The 17,543-nt window shown below is 73.7% G+C and carries 14 protein-coding genes and 1 riboswitch; of the genes, 6 read left to right on the top strand and 8 right to left on the bottom strand.

The window, feature by feature from the left end:
- Positions 1-185 precede the first annotated feature (185 nt).
- The 4 genes from groL to thrC all read right to left on the bottom strand — a co-directional run bounded on the left by groL (position 186) and on the right by thrC (position 5,109).
- Positions 186-1,811, bottom strand: coding sequence for a chaperonin GroEL (gene groL, locus AC3CHW_RS20160; protein ID WP_187059906.1), 1,626 nt, complete (start codon positions 1,809-1,811; stop codon positions 186-188).
- 973 nt (positions 1,812-2,784) lie between these two features.
- The gene (locus tag AC3CHW_RS20155; RefSeq protein ID WP_003986833.1) at positions 2,785-2,988 is read right to left on the bottom strand and encodes a cold-shock protein; all 204 of its coding nucleotides are present in this window, start codon (positions 2,986-2,988) and stop codon (positions 2,785-2,787) included.
- A 443-nt stretch (positions 2,989-3,431) separates the two neighbouring features.
- Complete coding sequence (locus AC3CHW_RS20150; protein ID WP_176162274.1) at positions 3,432-3,707, bottom strand: ubiquitin-like small modifier protein 1; 276 nt, start codon at positions 3,705-3,707, stop codon at positions 3,432-3,434.
- A gap of 88 nt (positions 3,708-3,795) precedes the next feature.
- The gene (thrC, locus tag AC3CHW_RS20145; protein ID WP_488467380.1) at positions 3,796-5,109 is read right to left on the bottom strand and encodes a threonine synthase; all 1,314 of its coding nucleotides are present in this window, start codon (positions 5,107-5,109) and stop codon (positions 3,796-3,798) included.
- 17 nt (positions 5,110-5,126) lie between these two features.
- Positions 5,127-5,265: riboswitch (SAM riboswitch) on the bottom strand.
- Between the two features lie 174 nt (positions 5,266-5,439).
- On the opposite strand from thrC, the gene AC3CHW_RS20140 reads away from it, so the two are divergent.
- A complete protein-coding gene (locus tag AC3CHW_RS20140; RefSeq protein WP_398607562.1) occupies positions 5,440-6,414 on the top strand; it encodes a glucosyl-3-phosphoglycerate synthase in 975 nt (324 codons plus the stop codon).
- Between the two features lie 164 nt (positions 6,415-6,578).
- Complete coding sequence (locus AC3CHW_RS20135) at positions 6,579-8,270, top strand: alpha,alpha-trehalose-phosphate synthase (UDP-forming) (protein WP_488467379.1); 1,692 nt, start codon at positions 6,579-6,581, stop codon at positions 8,268-8,270.
- Positions 8,271-8,366: 96 nt separating this feature from the next.
- On the opposite strand, the gene otsB is transcribed toward AC3CHW_RS20135, so the two are convergent.
- The 3 genes from otsB to AC3CHW_RS20120 form a co-directional block, all read right to left on the bottom strand.
- On the bottom strand, positions 8,367-9,197 hold the full coding sequence (gene otsB / locus AC3CHW_RS20130) for a trehalose-phosphatase (protein WP_398607564.1): 831 nt from the start codon (positions 9,195-9,197) through the stop codon (positions 8,367-8,369).
- 65 nt (positions 9,198-9,262) lie between these two features.
- Complete coding sequence (locus AC3CHW_RS20125; RefSeq protein WP_488467378.1) at positions 9,263-9,706, bottom strand: DUF3263 domain-containing protein; 444 nt, start codon at positions 9,704-9,706, stop codon at positions 9,263-9,265.
- 9 nt (positions 9,707-9,715) lie between these two features.
- A complete protein-coding gene (locus tag AC3CHW_RS20120; protein ID WP_398607566.1) occupies positions 9,716-10,975 on the bottom strand; it encodes an extracellular solute-binding protein in 1,260 nt (419 codons plus the stop codon).
- A gap of 711 nt (positions 10,976-11,686) precedes the next feature.
- On the opposite strand from AC3CHW_RS20120, the gene AC3CHW_RS20115 reads away from it, so the two are divergent.
- From AC3CHW_RS20115 to AC3CHW_RS20100, 4 genes are all read left to right on the top strand, one after another.
- The gene (locus AC3CHW_RS20115) at positions 11,687-12,619 is read left to right on the top strand and encodes an ROK family protein (protein WP_488467377.1); all 933 of its coding nucleotides are present in this window, start codon (positions 11,687-11,689) and stop codon (positions 12,617-12,619) included.
- Positions 12,619-13,806, top strand: coding sequence for an N-acetylglucosamine-6-phosphate deacetylase (gene nagA, locus AC3CHW_RS20110; protein WP_488467376.1), 1,188 nt, complete (start codon positions 12,619-12,621; stop codon positions 13,804-13,806). Before AC3CHW_RS20115 ends, nagA begins: the two co-directional genes overlap by 1 nt.
- A 409-nt stretch (positions 13,807-14,215) precedes the next feature.
- Positions 14,216-15,145, top strand: a complete 930-nt coding sequence (locus AC3CHW_RS20105) for a 1-phosphofructokinase family hexose kinase (protein ID WP_488467375.1) — start codon at positions 14,216-14,218, stop codon at positions 15,143-15,145.
- 219 nt (positions 15,146-15,364) lie between these two features.
- Entirely contained in the window at positions 15,365-16,219 is an 855-nt protein-coding gene (locus AC3CHW_RS20100; protein WP_488467374.1) for a class II fructose-bisphosphate aldolase, read from the top strand.
- Positions 16,220-16,407: 188 nt separating this feature from the next.
- Here AC3CHW_RS20100 and AC3CHW_RS20095 read toward each other — a convergent pair whose 3' ends face one another.
- Positions 16,408-17,469 carry a carbohydrate-binding protein gene (locus AC3CHW_RS20095; protein WP_488467373.1) on the bottom strand — a complete coding sequence of 354 codons (1,062 nt, stop codon included), beginning with the start codon at positions 17,467-17,469 and terminating at the stop codon, positions 16,408-16,410.
- Positions 17,470-17,543: the final 74 nt, after the last annotated feature.

Below are 17,543 nucleotides of genomic sequence, written 5' to 3'. Positions count from 1 at the left end.
CGGCCTGAGCCTCCCGCGCGGCCGGAGGCCGACGGCCCGCGCGGGCCCAGCCGGGCCCGACCCGCGCCGCCCGGGCCCGGTCCCCGGGAAATCCGCCCCGATGAACCGGGCCCGGACGCGCCCGAGGGCGGCACCCGCGGGGGGTGCCGCCCTCGTTCGTAGGAACAGCCGATCCGCGAGGCGGATCAGAAGTCCATGTCACCGCCCGGCATGCCGCCCGGCGCGCCCGCGGGGGCGGCCTTCTCCGGCTTGTCGGCGATGACGGCCTCGGTGGTGAGGAACAGCGCGGCGATCGACGCGGCGTTCTGCAGCGCGGAACGCGTCACCTTGGCCGGGTCGATGATGCCCTCGGCCACCAGGTCGACGTACTCGCCGGTCGCGGCGTTCAGGCCGTGACCCGGGGTCAGGTTGCGCACCTTCTCCACGACGACGCCACCCTCAAGGCCGGCGTTGACCGCGATCTGCTTGAGCGGGGCCTCCAGGGCCAGGCGCACGGCCTGCGCACCGGTGGCCTCGTCGCCCTCCAGCTCCAGCTTCTCGAAGACCGAGGAAGCCTGCAGCAGGGCCACGCCACCACCGGCGACGATGCCCTCCTCGACGGCGGCCTTGGCGTTGCGCACCGCGTCCTCGATGCGGTGCTTGCGCTCCTTCAGCTCGACCTCGGTGGCGGCACCGGCCTTGATGACGGCCACGCCGCCGGCCAGCTTCGCCAGGCGCTCCTGGAGCTTCTCGCGGTCGTAGTCCGAGTCCGAGTTCTCGATCTCGGCGCGGATCTGGTTGACCCGGCCCTGGACCTGGTCGCTGTCGCCGGCACCGTCGACGATGGTGGTCTCGTCCTTGGTGATGACGACCTTGCGGGCGCGGCCCAGCAGGTCGAGACCGGCGTTCTCCAGCTTGAGGCCGACCTCCTCGGAGATGACCGTGCCACCGGTGAGGATGGCGATGTCGCCGAGCATGGCCTTGCGGCGGTCACCGAAGCCCGGGGCCTTGACGGCGACGGACTTGAAGGTGCCACGGATCTTGTTGACCACGAGGGTGGACAGGGCCTCGCCCTCGACGTCCTCGGCGATGATCAGCAGCGGCTTGCCCGACTGCATGACCTTCTCAAGGAGCGGGAGCAGGTCCTTCACCGCGGAGATCTTGGAGTTGACGATCAGGATGTACGGGTCGTCCAGGGACGCCTCCATACGCTCCATGTCCGTCGCGAAGTACGCGGAGATGTAGCCCTTGTCGAAGCGCATGCCCTCGGTGAGCTCCAGCTCAAGACCGAAGGTCTGCGACTCCTCGACGGTGATGACGCCTTCCTTGCCGACCTTGTCCATCGCCTCGGCGATGAGCTCGCCGATCTGGGTGTCAGCGGCGGAGATGGAGGCGGTGGAGGCGATCTGCTCCTTGGTCTCCACGTCCTTGGCCTGCTCGAGGAGCTGCGCGGAGACGGCCTCGACGGCACGCTCGATGCCGCGCTTGAGGGCCATCGGGTTGGCGCCGGCGGCGACGTTCCGCAGGCCCTCCTTGACGAGCGCCTGGGCCAGGACGGTCGCGGTCGTCGTGCCGTCACCGGCGACGTCGTCCGTCTTCTTCGCGACCTCCTTGACCAGCTCGGCGCCGATCTTCTCGTACGGGTCTTCGAGCTCGATCTCCTTGGCGATGGACACACCATCGTTGGTGATCGTGGGCGCGCCCCACTTCTTCTCAAGGACGACGTTGCGGCCCTTGGGGCCGAGGGTGACCCGGACGGCGTCGGCGAGCTGGTTCATCCCGCGCTCGAGACCGCGCCGTGCCTCCTCGTCGAACGCGATGATCTTGGCCATGTGAAGTGGTCCTCCCAGGACTGGGGGTCCCCCCGGCCAGTGGCTGGGGGAGGGTGGATACTCCGGACCGCGCGCGGCGCCCGCGACGGACGGCCTGCCTGCCGAGTGGTTCCTTCCCACCCGACCTGCGGGCCTCACCGACCCGGTCCTGCTGTCACTCTCGACATCAGAGTGCTAACGCCAATGATTAGCACTCGGCACCCCCGAGTGCAAGGCGCGCTCCGCAGGAGCGTCGATGAGGGGTGGTGGTCGGGGACGCCATCAGTGGGTGTCGCTCCGCAGGAGCGTCGATGAGGGGCGGTGGTCGGGGACGCGGTGGGCGCAAGGCGCGCCCCGCAGGAGCGTCGTTGAGGGGTGGTGGTCGGGGACGCCATCAGTGGGTGTCGCTCCGCAGGAGCGTCGATGAGGGGCGGTGGTCGGGGACGCCATCAGTGGGTGTCGCTCCGCAGGAGCGTCGTTGAGGGGTGGTGGTCGGGGACGCGGCGGGCGCAAGGCGCGCTCCGCAGGAGCCTCGCTGCGAGGCGGTGGTCGGGGACGCCGTTCGCAGGTGCGCCACCACGGGAGCCCCGACTCACATTCGCCGTACGCAGTCGCAACGCCCGGGAAGAAAAGGCGGGCCGCCGGGGCGCGGCCCGCGGGGCGCCGGGGGCCGTACGAGCCGTCGGCGGGGGCGCCCGGCGCGGTGGTGTGGGCCGGGGCGGGTCGGGGTGGGACAGGGTGAGCGTGCGCCGTGTGCGAGCCGTACACGCGGCGGCCACGTCCCCGACACGAGCCGGTCCGCCCGCCCGTGCGCCAGCGGTCGTGGACGCGCGCGCCAGCGGGTTCCGAGGGGCGCGCCAGTCGCGTACCACCGCGCGTGACCCGGGCCGCCAGCGGGGCGTGCCGTGGGGTCAGGGCGGGCCGGGGCGCGCGAAGGGCCCGCACCCCCCTGCCGAGGGTGCGGGCCCTTGTTCGCGCTGCAGTCGGTCGGCGCTCAGCCGGCCACGCGGACCATGTCCGCCTGCGGCCCCTTCTGGCCCTGCGAGATCTCGAACTCGACCCGCTGGCCTTCCTCAAGGGTGCGGTACCCGTCCATCTGGATCGCGCTGTAGTGGACGAACACGTCCGCACCACCGTCGACCGCGATGAAGCCGTACCCCTTCTCCGCGTTGAACCACTTGACGGTGCCCTGAGCCATTCCTAACTCCCCTATTGCTGGCCCTTGCGCAGGACCGCACTCCGCGGACCCGGGTCAGACCTCACCCCTGAGAAACCCCAACCTTGCGGAAAGGGGACCCCTGGGGCGTGCGCCGGAACGCGTCGACCGCCGCTGAATGTATCTGCCCAGATGCCCAGAGCAACAGGTCAATCGGACGAGAATTCTGGGCGCGCGTCATCGGCCATACGAGGTGAACTCCGGTGATTACCGGTCAAGTCGGGCCGGACATGGCGGGAGCAACCCGGCAAATCATGTCCACACTTCACGCACATTTTGACGAGCCGCTGCCGCTTCCGCGTGCGGGCCCGTAAGAGAGGGAGGGAGATCAGTTCAACCTTATCGCGGTTTCAAACGCGGAATTGCCCCGTCCGCTTTCTCGTGGACGGGGCAATTCGGGCAGCTCGCGATGCGGAATGCGCGGGTCAGCCGCCGGCGACGGCGGGAATGATGGAAATGCCCGCGCCGTCCGGCGTCGCCGTCTCAAGTCCCTGGGCGAAGCGCACGTCGTCGTCGTTGACGTACACGTTCACGAAGCGGCGCAGCTTGCCCTGGTCGTCGAGCACCCGGGCGGCGATGCCCTGGTGGTTCTTCTCCAGGTCCGCCAGCACCTCGCCGAGGGTCGCGCCCTCGGCGGGCACCTCGGCCTTGCCGCCGGTGTAGGTGCGCAGGATGGTCGGAATGCGAACGTTGACGCTCATGAGGGGGCCACCTTCGTGAAAGAACGGAAAGCTTGCTGATCGCGACGGACGGGGCGCCGGCCGGGTCGTGTGGCCGGCGCCGCGGGCGTCAGCCCGCCAGGCCCGCCGCGCGGAACGCGTCGAGGCTCGGCTTGATCGTCGCGGTGGGCCCGGTGGTGGGCGCGACGGCGTCCAGCGTCTTGAGCCCGTCGCCCGTGTTGAGGACGACGGTGGTGCGGGCCGGGTCGAGCTGACCGGTCTCGATGAGCTTCCTGGTGACGCCGACGGTCACGCCGCCCGCGGTCTCCGCGAAGATGCCCTCGGTGCGCGCGAGCAGCTTGATGGCGTCCACCACCTGCTCGTCGGTCACGTCCTCGACCGCTCCCCCGGTGCGCCGGGCGATGTCCAGCACGTACGGGCCGTCGGCCGGGTTCCCGATGGCCAGCGACTTGGCGATGGTGTTGGGCTTCACCGGGCGCACCACGTCGTGCCCGTTCTTGAAGGCCCGGGAGACCGGCGAGCACCCCTCGGCCTGCGCGCCGAAGATCTTGTACGGCTTGTCCTCGACCAGGCCGAGCTTGATCAGCTCCTTGAGCCCCTTGTCGATCTTCGTGAGCTGCGATCCGGAGGCGATCGGGATGACGATCTGGTCCGGGATCTCCCAGCCGAGCTGCTCGCAGATCTCGTACGCCAGCGTCTTGGAGCCCTCGCCGTAGTACGGGCGCAGGTTGACGTTGACGAAGCCCCAGCCCTCGCCCAGCGAGTCGCCGATCAGCTCGCTGCAGAACCGGTTGACGTCGTCGTACGTGCCCTCGATGGCGACCAGTTCGCCGCCGTAGACCGCGGCCATGACGACCTTGCCGGCCTCCAGGTCGTGCGGGATGAACACGCAGGAGCGGAAGCCCGCGCGGGCGGCGGCGGCGCCGACCGCGCCGGCCAGGTTGCCGGTCGAGGAGCAGGAGAGCGTGGTGAAGCCGAAGGCGCGGGCGGCCTCGACGGCGATGGCCACGACCCGGTCCTTGAAGGAGTGGGTCGGGTTGCCCGAGTCGTCCTTGACGTACAGCCCGCCGGTGACGCCCAGCTCGCCGGCCAGCCGGTCGGCCTTGACCAGCGGGGTCAGGCCGGGGTTCAGGTTGGGCTTGGACGCGACGTCGGCGGGGACCGGCAGCAGCGGCGCGTACCGCCAGATGCTGTTCGGGCCGGCCTCGATGCGCTCGCGCAGCCCCTGCGGGTCGCCGGTCGGCAGGTCGTACGCCACCTCAAGGGGGCCGAAACACAGCGCACAGGCGAAGATCGGGCCGAGGTCGAAGCGTTCGCCGCACTCGCGGCAGGACAGCGCGGCGGCGGGGCCGAGGTCCACGGACGCGGCGGACGCGTCCGGCGTGGCGGGGGCGGTGGTGCTTTCGGTGACTTGCACAGCCATGGAGGCGAGGCCCTTTCTCCTCATCTTCCTCGCGACGCATCTCGCCACGAGACGGAATTGGCACCTTCCCCGCCGGGAGCCTCGCGGTGCGAGAAACCGACTGGAGGGTTGCCGGGGCTTCAACGGGCCGTGTCCCTCTGCCCCTCTGGATGAGCGGTATGGCAGCGGCTCCTTGGAGCCGAGCGTTTGTTGGCGTGATGACCCCGGCATGCGACGGTCATCCGCGTTGTTCAAGACTGTAACCGAAGGCTGGGACCCGGGTGAGGGTCGTCCAAACCACGAGATGAACGTAACATCGAGCGCCGCTCGGCGCGCAAAGGAGTCACGCAGGTGCTGGAAGAGGTGGAGCACTGGCTCAGTCGCCGGTCCTGGTCCGCTGCCGACCGTCCGCTCGACCTGCTCCTCGCGGCGAAACGGGCCGGTGGCACCAGCGTCAGCGTGGTGCTGCCCGCGCTGAACGAGGAGGCGACGGTCGGGGCGATCGTCGACGCGATCCGGCGTGACCTGATGCGGGCGACCCCACTGGTGGACGAGTTGGTGGTACTCGACTCCGGCTCGACGGACGGCACGGCCGAGGTCGCGCGCGCGGCCGGCGCGCGCGTGGTGCACCGGGACAGCCTGCTGCCCCGGGTGCCGGCGGTGCCGGGCAAGGGCGAGGTGCTGTGGCGTTCGCTGCTCGCCACCAGCGGCGACATCGTCTGCTTCGTCGACGCCGACCTGCGCGACTTCTCCGCCACCTTCGTCTCCGGGATCGTCGGCCCGCTGCTCACGGAATCGGATGTGCAGTTCGTGAAGGCCATGTACGACCGGCCGCTCGATCCGGCGCACGGGGCCGAGGCCGGTGCCGGGCCGGTCGGGCAGGGCGGCCGGGTGACCGAGCTGGTGGCCCGGCCGCTGCTGAACCTGCACTGGCCGCAGCTCGCGGGCTTCGTGCAGCCACTGGGCGGCGAGTACGCGGCGCGCCGTTCGCTGCTTGAGCGGCTGCCGTTCCCGGTCGGCTACGGCGTGGAGCTGGGCCTGCTCGTGGACGCGCTGCACACGGTCGGCCTCGACGCGCTCGGCCAGGTGGACGTGGGCGTACGCCGCCACCGCCACCAGGACGGCCAGGCCCTCGGCCGGATGGCGGCGGCCATCTACCGCACGGCCCAACTGCGCCTGACCCGGGGGCACTTGGTGCGCCCACGGCTCACCCAGTTCACCCGCGGCGCCGGCGGCGGGTTCGAGCCGCTGACGCACCCGGTGGACACCGAGGAGCGCCCGCCGATGATCGAGGTCCAGGAGTACGCGGAGCGCTGGGCGGCGTAGCGGGATCGGCGGAGCGCCGTCGTACGGAGGCACACGGGGCGGGCGGGGCGGACGGCGTGGACGCGTCGGGCGGGGCCCGGGTGGGTGGCGGGTGACCGGCCGGGTGGGTGGGGCGGACCGGGTCCGTACGTTTGAGCGGTTCCGGTGCTGGCTAGGCTCGGCACATGGTCTCCGAGCACTCCGAGCAGGACGCCGCCGAACCCGCGCGCGACGCCGACCCCGGGCCCGGCGCCCAGGTGCTGGTCGCGTCGAACCGCGGGCCCGTCTCGTACGCCCTGACATCGCCACCATCCCGTTCGCCATCGCGAACACCGGCCCCCGACGACGCGGGCGCGCCAGAGCCCGAGCCGCCCGCGCTGACCGCCAAGCGCGGCGGCGGCGGGCTGGTCTCCGGCCTCTCCGCGATCGGCGCCGACGCGCGGGCCGTGTGGGTGTGCGCCGCGCTCGGCGACGGCGACCGGGAGGCGGTGCGCCAGGCCGCGGCCCGCGCCGCCGAGGCCGACGGCCAGGAAGAAGCCGGCGGCTCGGCCGGGGCGCTGCTCGACCCGGCGGAGACCGGCGGGCAGCGGGTGCGGATGCTGGACATCGCGCCGGAGGTCTTCACCGCGGCGTACAACGGCATCGCCAACTCGGTGCTCTGGTTCGTCCACCACCTGCTGTACCAGACGCCGCTGGAGCCGGCCTTCGACGCGGAGTTCCGGCGCGAGTGGGAGGCGTACGAGGCGTACAACGCCGCCTTCGCGGACGCGCTCGCCCGCGAGGCCGCGCCCGGGGCGGCCGTCCTGGTGCAGGACTACCACCTCTCGCTGGTCCCGGCGCTGCTCCGGGAGCGCCGCCCCGACCTGCGCATCGGGCACTTCTCGCACACGCCGTGGGCGCCGCCGGACTACTTCCGGATGCTGCCGGACGACGTCGCCGACGCCGTGTTGCGCGGCATCCTCGGCGGCGACCGGGCCGGGTTCCTCACCGCGCGCTGGGCCGAGGCGTTCGCGGACTGCTGCGCCCGGGTGCTCGGCGCGCGCGTCGAGCGGGACGCGGCGTCGGGCGAACTCACGGTCGAGCTCGACGGGCGCACGACCCACCTCGGGGTGTACGGCCTGGGCGCGGACGCGGAGTTCCTGCGCGAGCGCTCGCACGCGGCCGACGTCGAGGAGCGCCGCACCGCGCTGCGCGCGCAGGTCGAGGGCCGCGACGCCGACGCCACGGCCACGCCGTCCGAGGGCGGAGCGGGCGAGCCGGCACCGGACGCGGGCGGCGGGCGGAAGGTCATCGTCCGGGTGGACCGCACGGAGCTGTCCAAGAACATCGTGCGCGGCCTGCTCGCCTACCGGCGGTTGCTCGCCGACCGTCCCGAGTGGCGGGAGCGGGTGGTGCACGTCGCCTTCGCCTACCCGTCGCGACAGGACCTGGCGGTGTACCGGGAGTACACGCAGGAGGTCCAGCGGGTCGCGGACGCGATCAACGAGGAGTTCGGGACGCCGGGTTGGCGGCCGGTGGTGCTGCACGTCAAGGACGACTTCGCCCGCTCACTCGCCGCGTACCGGATCGCCGACGTGGCCCTGGTGAACCCGATCAGGGACGGCATGAACCTGGTGGCCAAGGAGGTCCCGGTGGTCTCCGACGCGGGCTGCGCGCTGGTGCTCTCCCGCGAGGCGGGGGCGTACGCCGAGCTGGGCGACGACGCGCTGACGGTCAACCCGTACGACGTGCGGGCGACGGCTGACGCGCTGCACGAGGCGCTGACGATGGACCCGGACGAGCGCGCCGCGCGGACGAAGCGGCTGGCCGCGGCGGCCACGGCGCTGCCGCCCAAGCAGTGGTTCCTGGCCCAACTGCGCGCGCTGGGCGCGGCGTAGTCGCCGCGTCCCACCACGGGCAAGCCGGCCCGCCGTGACCGGCCACCGCTGAGCCGCCCCCGACACCGGGGGCGGCTCAGCGTGCTCGGAGCGCGCTCAGCGCAGCTCGTGCGCCAGGGACGAGAGCAGGTCGACCACGCCGCGCGGGCCGTCCACGACCAGGTCGGCCCGCTCGGCCAGCGCGGTGACCTCGGCGCTCCCGCTGCCCACGAGCAGCCCCGGCAGCCCCTTGGACCTGCGCCGTTCCACCGCCTCGAAGGCCGCGATGTCACCGAGGTCGTCCCCCGCGTACAGCACGGCCTCCGCGTCCACCTCCCGTACGAACTCCTCGAGCGCGACGCCCTTGTCCATGCCGGGCGGGCGCAGTTCGAGGACCAGCCGGCCCGGTTCGACGATCAGGCCGTGCCGGTCGGCGAGCGCGCCGAGCGGGCCGCGCAGCGCCTCGAACGCGCCCTGCGGGTCGGCGGCCCGGCGGGTGTGCACGGCGATGGCGCGGCCCTTGTCCTCGACCCAGGTGCCGTCGGCCGCGCCGGCCCTGGCGAACACCTCGGCCAGCTCGGCCTGCGCGGCGGCCACGCCCGGGTGCGGCTCGGGGGCGCGCAGGTGGCCGGTGGCGGCGTCCCAGCGCTCGGCGCCGTAGTGGCCGAGTACGACCAGGTGTTCGAGGCCGGGCACGTCGGCGAAGCCGCCGTAGCCCACCGCGACCTCGGCCGGCCGGCCGGTGAGCACGAGGACCGTGCCGACCAGCGGGGCGAGGGCGGCCAGCGCCGGCACGGCCGCGGGGTGGGCCCGGGCCTGCTCCGGGTCGGGCACGATCTCGGCGAGGGTGCCGTCGAAGTCGAGAGCGATCACGGCGCGTTCGGGCCGTGCGAGCAGCGCGGCGAGGCCGTCACGGCCCGCGGCGGTGGAGGGGACGGGAATGGCCATGCGGCCGACCCTACCGGTGCGCCCGCGCGCCGTCGCCGGTGCCGGCTCCGGCCAGCGACGGGGCGTCAGCGGCGGGAGCGGCGGGCGGCGCGCAGCCGGCGCAGCCGGTTGACGGTCACCGGGTCGTACCGCAGGGCGCGCGGGTCGTCGAGGAGGGCGTTGAGCACCTGGTAGTAGCGGGTCGGCGACATACCGAGGCGCTCGCGGATCGCCCGCTCCTTCGCGCCGGGCCCCGCCCAGCCCCGCCGCTCCAGCGCCAGCACGGCCACGTCTCGCGCGGAGAGTTCGCCCTGCTCGGCGGGGTCCGCCGGGGCGGTGGGGTCGGCGGCGGGCGACTCGGGGTCGGCCTCGGGCCCGGCGCTCGCGGCCGGCTCGGCATCGGCGGCGGGCGTTCCCTCGGCGGGACCGCCGGCGGTCGGGCCGTCGGGAGCCGGACCGTCGGGGGCCGGACCGTCGGGGGTCGGGTCGCCGCCGGTGGGTGGGGGGCCGGGCTCGGCGGGGTGTGTCACGCCGCCAACCTAACGTTCCTCGTTCTCCGTGGCGTCGGCCGCGCGCTGGATCTCGCCGAGCGCGGTCGACGGGTCGCCGCCCTTGGCGACCATGGTGCCCACCGAGTCCCGCAGCTTCTGGTTGACCGTGGCCCAGGACGTCTTGTCGAACGGGTAGAACTGCGCGGTCTCCAGGCCGTCGAGGAACTGCCAGAGGCTCTTGAACTCGTCGTTGCGGCGCATCGTGTCGGACGCCTCGGTGGTGACCGGCAGCAGCCGGTATTTCGCGCAGAACTCCACGACGTTCGGCTCGCTGTAGACGAAGTCGAGGAACTCGCCTATCTCCTTGCGGTGGCCGTTCTTCTTGAACGCCATCATCCAGTCGGCCACGCCCATCGTGGTCGACGCGGGGCCGTCGCGCCCGGGCAGCGGGGCCACGTCGTACTCGATGCGGTGCCCGACCACCTGCTGCATCAGCGTCGGGTGGCCGTTGAGCATGCCGACCTCGCCGCGGGTGAAGGCGTTGAAGGCGTCCTGGCGGTTGAGCTTGCCCGGCGCGGTGGGCCCGGTGAGGCCCTTGCCGACGAGTTCGTCGCGCAGCCACTCCAGCGTCTCGACGTTCTCCGGCGAGTCGAGCATGTAGCTGCCGTACCCGTCGGTGTAGCCACCGCCGCCGCTGAGCAGCCAGATCAACGTCTCGGCCTGGGCCTCCTCGCGACCGAGCGGCAGCGCGTACGGGTACTTCACGCCGATGGCCTTGAGCTTCTCGGCCGCCGCCTGGAGTTCGTCCCAGTCGGTCGGCGGCTTGAGCACGCCCGCCTCGCTGAACAGCTTCTTGTTGTAGAAGAGCAGCCGGGTGCTGGCGCCGAACGGCATCGCGTACTGCACCCGCTTCACCTCGCCCGCCCGCGTGATGGCGGTCGGGAAGGACGCCTGGGTGCGGACGGAGAGGATCTGGTCGGCGCGGTAGAGCATGCCCTTGGCGGCGAAGTCCGCGTACGTGCCGAACTGGACGAGGTCCGGGGTGTCGCCGCTCTCGATCATCTGGGCGACCTTCTTGTCGATGTCCGCCCAGCCGAAGACGTTGACATCGATCTTGATACTGCCGTGCTTCGTCTCGAACGCGCGGGCCAGGTCGCCCCAGTAGTTCAGGGAGCTGTTGGTGCTGGTGTCCCCGTAGTCCGCCGCGACGAGCTTGAGCCGTACGTCACCGGAGTCCGAGCCGGCACCGCAGGCGGCGAGCGTCGGAGTCACCGCCGCCGTCGCGGCACCCGCTGCCGTCAGACTCAAGAACCGCCGCCGCTGCACAACCGGTACCCACCCTCGTGCTCTGCTCTGTTTCCCGGAATCTGCCGGAGTGTCACTCTCCGACACGAGTTGCGAGTCTCCCCCCGCAACCCCCCTAAGGTCTACACCACACCTGGTCTCGCTTCGGTATCACCTGTGGCCACTTCCGCGTCACCCACACCGGCTATGGCGGCCCGGAACGCGCCACTCCGCGGAGCGCCACCGAACCCGCTCAGACTAAGCACGACTGTCTCCGGCGAGCGGGGCCATCCCCACCCGAAGCCGGCCACACCCGTATCCCATACAGGATGATTTCCGGGCCATTCCGGCGCCTGGCCGCGCGACCGTGTGCGGTTTCACAGATCGTTTACCGGCCGCCGCCGCTCAGCCCGCGCGCCGACCGCCGTTCACGGCGACGTCGCCGACCCCGTGCGCGGCGCCGGCCCCGCCCCGCGCCGGGCCGCGACCCGCCGGCGCCCCGCGCGGCGCGCGGCGCGCGTCGTCCGCTGGGGTGTTCGGGCCGCCGCCGCTGCCTGACCGCATGCCCGACCGGATGCCCGACCGGATGCCCGACCGGTGGCGAACGGGCGCCATCCGGGCACGGCTTCCGGCCGCCCGCGCGCGGCCGAGAACCCGTGCGGCGACAGGGCGCGACACTCCGCGAAGGCGAAGTGGCCTAGACCTCTAGTGGGGAATCGCGCGAGACTGTCCCGCGTGAAACACGTCATCGCCCTCGATGTGGGCGGCACCGGAATGAAGGCCGCCCTGGTCGGGGCGGATGGCGAGCTGCTGCACACGGCCCGGCGGCCGACGGAGCGCGAGCGCGGGCCGGACGCCGTGATAGCCGGAATCCTCGACTTCGCGGCCGAGCTGCACGCGATCGGCACCGAGCGGTTCGGCACGCCCGCCGCCGCTGCCGGCGTCGCCGTGCCCGGCATCATCGACGAGGCGGCCGGGGTCGCGGTGTACGCCGCCAACCTGGGTTGGCGCGACGCGCCGCTGCGCGCCCTGCTCTCCGAGCGGCTGGCCGGCGTCCCCGTCGCGCTCGGCCACGACGTACGGACCGGCGGCCTGGCCGAGGGGCGCATCGGCGCCGGCGAGGGGACGGACCGCTTCCTGTTCGTGCCGCTCGGCACCGGCATCGCCGGCGCCATCGGCATCGACGGCCGCGTCGAGGCCGGTGCGCACGGCTACGCCGGCGAGATCGGGCACATCGTGGTGCGCCCGGGCGGCCCGGAGTGCGGCTGCGGCCAGCGCGGCTGCCTGGAGACCCTCGCGTCGGCGTCCGCCGTCAGCCGGGCCTGGGCCGCCGCCGTGGGCGACCCGGAGGCGGACGCCGCCGACTGCGCGAAGGCCGTCGCCTCGGGCGACCCGCGCGCGCTGGCCGTCTGGCAGGACGCCGTGGCCGCGCTCGCCGACGGCCTGGTCATCGCCCTCACCCTGCTCGACCCGCGCCGGCTGATCATCGGCGGCGGGCTCGCCGAGGCCAGGGACACGCTGTTCGTGCCGCTGCGCGCGGCGGTGGCCGAGCGGGTCACGTTCCAACAGCTCCCCGACATCGTCCCGGCGGCCCTCGGGGACACCGCCGGTTGCCTGGGCGCGGGTCTGCTCGCCTGGGATCTTCTCGCTACGGAGGTATCCGCCTGATGGCCGAACGAACAGCTCTCGCGGGCGCCCGCGTCGTCCTACCGTCCGGGATCGTGGAATCCGGCGTGGTGACGGTCGCGGACGGCCGCATCGTCAGCGCCGGCCCGGACGCGGCAACCGCCGCGAGCGGCGGGGCCGGCGGGGCCGGCGACCGCGTCGACCTCGCCGGCCACTGGGTGGTCCCCGGCTTCGTGGACCTGCACGTGCACGGCGGCGGCGGCGCCTCGTTCTCCTCCGGCACCGCCGAGGAGTCCCTGCGGGCCATCGCCACCCACCGGCGGCACGGCACCACCACGATGCTCGCCTCCACCGTCACCGGCGACCTGGACGAGGTGGCCCGGCAGGCCCACGCCCTGTCCGAACTGGTCGAGCAGGGCGAACTGGCGGGCGTGCACTTCGAGGGCCCGTTCATCTCGCCGCACCGCTGCGGCGCGCACGAGCCGACGCTGCTGCGCGACCCGGACCCGGCCGACGTGCGCAAGCTGGTCGACGCGGCCCGCGGCACGGCCAAGATGATGACGCTGGCACCCGAGCTGCCCGGCGGCCTGGACTCGGTGCGGCTGCTGGTGGAGGCCGGCGTCATCGCGGCCGTGGGCCACACGGACTCCACATACGACGCGACGCGCGACGCCATCGAGGCCGGCGCGAGCGTGGCCACCCACCTGTTCAACGCGATGCCCTCCCTGCTGCACCGCGCGCCGGGCCCGGTGGCCGCCCTCCTGGAGGACGAGCGGATCACCGTCGAGCTGATCAACGACGGCACGCACCTGCACCCGGCCACGCTGGAACTGGCCTTCCACCGCGCCGGCGCCGACCGGGTGGCGTTCATCACCGACGCCATGGGCGCGGCCGGCATGGAGGACGGCATCTTCCCGCTGGGCCCGATGAAGGTCGAGGTCAAGGACGGTGTGGCGCGCATCAGCGACGGCCCGACGGCGGGTTCCATCGCGGGCTCCACGCTCACCCTCGACCAGGTCTTCCGGCGCGCGGTGACCATCGACGGGCTCTCCGTCGAGCAGACCGTACGCGCCCTGTCCGCAACCCCGGCCCGGGTGCTCGGGCTCAGCGACCGCGTCGGCTCGATCGAACCCGGCAAGGACGCCGACCTGGCGGTGCTCGACGAGGACTTCGCGCTGGTCGGCGTGATGCGCCGGGGCGCGTGGGTGGTCCGCCCGACGACCGGCTGACCCCGGCGCCGTCGGCCGACCACCCCCCGGCCGAGGACGCGCAGCACGCCCGCCCACGGGCGACGGCTCCGGAGCGGGGCCGCAGCGCAACCAGCCGCGGCCCCGCTCCCGCGCTCCCCGCGACCCGTCCGCGCGGGGCGGGGCGCGTGCGCGCGACAGGCAGGCGGAATGCGTCGACAACGGTTCATAACGCGTCGAAGCCGCGCGGTTGGCCTACAGGGGTGGGACAACCGCTCCGGCTTTGGCATGATCGCTGCCAGTAAGCCAACCGCTCCGAGCGCCGCACCGCGCAGCACGGACCCGGCGCGCTGGACCGGACCCCCGGCCCATGGGAACACCGCGCCGGCCGGCCCGCGCCGCGCCGCCGGGGCACCGTCACGACCACCACCAACGGGAGGGGGAGCCCGCAGTGATCCTGACCGTGACGCTCAACGCTGCCCTCGACATCACCTACCGCGTGCCACGCCTGCGGCCCCACCACAGCCACCGCGTCTCCGAGGTCATCGAGCGCCCCGGCGGCAAGGGCCTGAACGTCGCCAGGGTGCTGGCCACGCTCGGTCACGAGGCGGTCGCCACCGGCCTGGTCGGCGGCGCGACCGGCGCCGCGCTGCGCGACCAGCTCAACGCCTACCCGGGCGTCACGGACGCGTTCGTGCCCATCGCGGGCACCACCCGACGCACCGTGGGCCTGGTGGACGCCTCATCCGGCGACACCACGCAGCTCAACGAGCCGGGCCCGCAGGTCACGCCCGCCGAGTGGGCCGCCTTCGCGGACCGCTACGCGGAGCTGCTGGAGGGCGCCGCGGCGGTCGCGCTGTGCGGCAGCCTGCCCCCGGGGCTACCGGTCGGCGCGTACGCCCAGTTGATACGTACCGCGCGGACCGCCGAGGTGCCGGTGCTGCTCGACACCAGCGGCGAGCCGCTGCGCCGGGGCATCGCCGCCCGGCCCGACATCGTCAAGCCGAACGCGGAGGAGCTGGCCGCGCTCACCGGGTCCACCGAGCCGGTGCGGGCCGCGCGCGACGCCAGGCGCCGGGGCGCGCACGCGGTCGCCGCCTCGCTCGGGCCCGACGGGCTGCTTGCCGTCACCGGCGACGGCGCCTGGCGCGCGAGCCCGCCGAGCCGGATCGCCGGCAACCCGACCGGCGCGGGCGACTCGGCCGTCGCCGGCCTGCTCTCCGGCCTCGCCGAGGGGCTGCCCTGGCCGGAGCGCCTCGCCCGGGCGGTGGCGCTGTCGGCGGCGACGGTGCGGGCGCCGGTGGCCGGCGAGTACGACGCGGCCACCTACGACGAACTCCTCCCCAAGGTGCGCGTCGCCAGCCACCCGGCAGCGGCGTGAGACCCCCCTCTTCGTGCCGGGCCCCCGCCCACCAGGGCCGGGGCCCGGCACGAGCGCGACCGGCAAGGACGCCGCACCGCGCGCACAGGTCGCCGGGCCGTGGCCCGGCGCGCGAACGACCGCCCGGGTGGGCCACGCGCGCGGGCTGGGTCAGCCGCGCCGTCGCCGCCGCCCGCGCGGGCACGAGGGGCCGAGCCCGGCCCGGAACGAAGGACGGACATGCCACTGGTCAGCACTGGTGAACTCGTCGGGCAGGCGCGGTCCGCGGGCCGCGCGGTCGCCGCGTTCAACGTCATCTCGCTGGAGCACGCGGAGGCGATAGCCGCCGGCGCCGAGGCGGCGGGCGCGCCCGCGATCCTCCAGGTGTCGGAGAACGCGGTGCGCTTCCACGGCGGGCGGCTCGCCCCGATCGCCGCCGCGGCAGCCGCCGTGGCCCGCGCGTCGAGCGCGCCGCTCGCGCTCCACCTCGACCACGTGGTGAGCGTGGAGTTGTTGCGCGCCGCGCACCCGGAGGGGTTCAGCTCGGTGATGTTCGACGCGTCGAAGCTGTCGTACGAGGAGAACGTGGTGGCCACCGCCGACGCCGTGCGCTGGGGTCACGAGCGGGGCATCTGGGTGGAGGCCGAGCTGGGCGAGGTCGGCGGCAAGGAGGGCGAGGCGCCGCTGGACGCGCACGCCCCGGGGGTGCGCACCGACCCGGTGGAGGCCGCGGCGTACGTGGCGGACACCGGCGTGGACGCGCTGGCCGTGGCGGTCGGCAGCTCGCACGCGATGACCGAGCGCACCGCGGCGCTCGACCACGAGCTGATCGGCCGGTTGCGGGACGCGGTGCCGGTGCCGCTGGTGCTGCACGGCTCGTCGGGCGTGCCGGACGAGGAGATCCGGGCGGCGGTGACCGCCGGCATGGTCAAGATCAACGTCGGGACGGCCCTGAACACGGCGTTCACCGGCGCGGTGCGCGAGGTACTGGCGGCCCAGCCGGCCCTGGTGGACCCGCGCAAGTACGTGGGCCCCGGCCGGGACGCGATGGCCGAGACGGTGGCCCGCTTCCTGGCCGTGGTGCACGCCGACTGACCGGTACTACGCGGGAGGGGGGCCGGCCCGGGCCGGCCCCGCGCCGGGCGGCCCCGGCCCCGCTGGGCGGACTCTGGTCCAGCCGAGGGCGGAAGCAGCCATTCCGGCCGGAGGCGGAGGCGGAAGCCACCAGTCCGGTCGGGCCGAGGGCGGAAGCCGCCGGTCCGCGGCCGGGGGGTGGGTCGCGGTCAGCCTTGGGCGAGCCAGACCTGGTCGAGGTTCACGTCACACTTGTTGCCGGCCTCGCAGGACAGCCGCACCGTGTTCGTCCCCTTGTTCAGGTTGACGATGGCCCAGGTGTGGGTCCAGCCCTTCGCCCAGTCGCCCTTCTTCGCGAGTGCGAAGTTCTTCATGCTGACGGCGCGCGGGTCTCGCTTGCTGTTCACCGTGAGGCTCAGGTTCTGGTCCTCGCCGGGTACGCCGTAGCCGACGTACAGCCGGTACTGGCCGGCCTTCTCGACGTCCACGGTCCAGGTGGCCCCGGCGCCCGGCTTGTTGATGCCGGCGACGTACTCGCCGCCCTCGGCCTTGGCGCCCGGTATGTCGGACGCCAGGGTGGTGCCGCCGTCCAGGCGCATGGCCGAGGCGTCCTCGGTGGGCAGCGGCTCCGGCTTCTTCGTCGGCTTCGGGTCCTGGCTGGGCTCGACGGTCTCGGCCGCGGTGGGGCTGGTGTTCTGGGTGGGCTCGGCCTTGTCGTCCTTGCCGCCCGAGTTGTTGGAGATCATCGCGACGGAGATGCCGATGATCACGACGACCACCACGGCTATCGCGCCGATCAGCAGGCCCTTGCTGTTGGGCCCGCGCCCCCCGCCGCCGTGCCCCGCGCCGCCGCCGCCGTGCCCGCCGCCGTAGCCCGCGGGCGCGCCCTGCCCGTGCGCGGCCTGCCGGGGCGGCACGCCACCGGGCGGCGGGGCCCCGTGCGCGCGCTGCCGGGCCTGCTGGGGCAGCGCCTCGGGGGCGGTGTAGTGCGCGTTGTGCTGCGGGTAGCCGTAGCCGCCCTGCTGCGGCGCGGGCTGCTGCTGGCCGTACTGCTGCTGACCGCCGTACTGCCGCTCGCCGACCGCGCGTACGTGGTTGTACGAGGTCCGGGGGACGCCCGGCTGCTGCGGCCCGGGATAGCCGTAACCGCCCGTGCGTGACGAACCCTGGGTGCCCTGACCCGCGCCCCCGTCGCCGCCCTCTTGGCGGTACAGGTAGGCGAACGGGTCGTCGTCCTGCGGCACCCCCGAGCCGTTATTGCCGGCCGTCATCCCCTGGTCACTCCCACTTCGTCCCTGATGGTCATCCGCGCTGCGGCACTCGCGTGCCAGAACAGCTCTTATCA

It is taken from the genome of Streptomyces sp. MGP-BFMKR1, from assembly GCF_057766585.1.
Note: the sequence above shows the minus strand (reverse complement) of the source record. Positions and strands in the feature narration are given on the sequence as shown.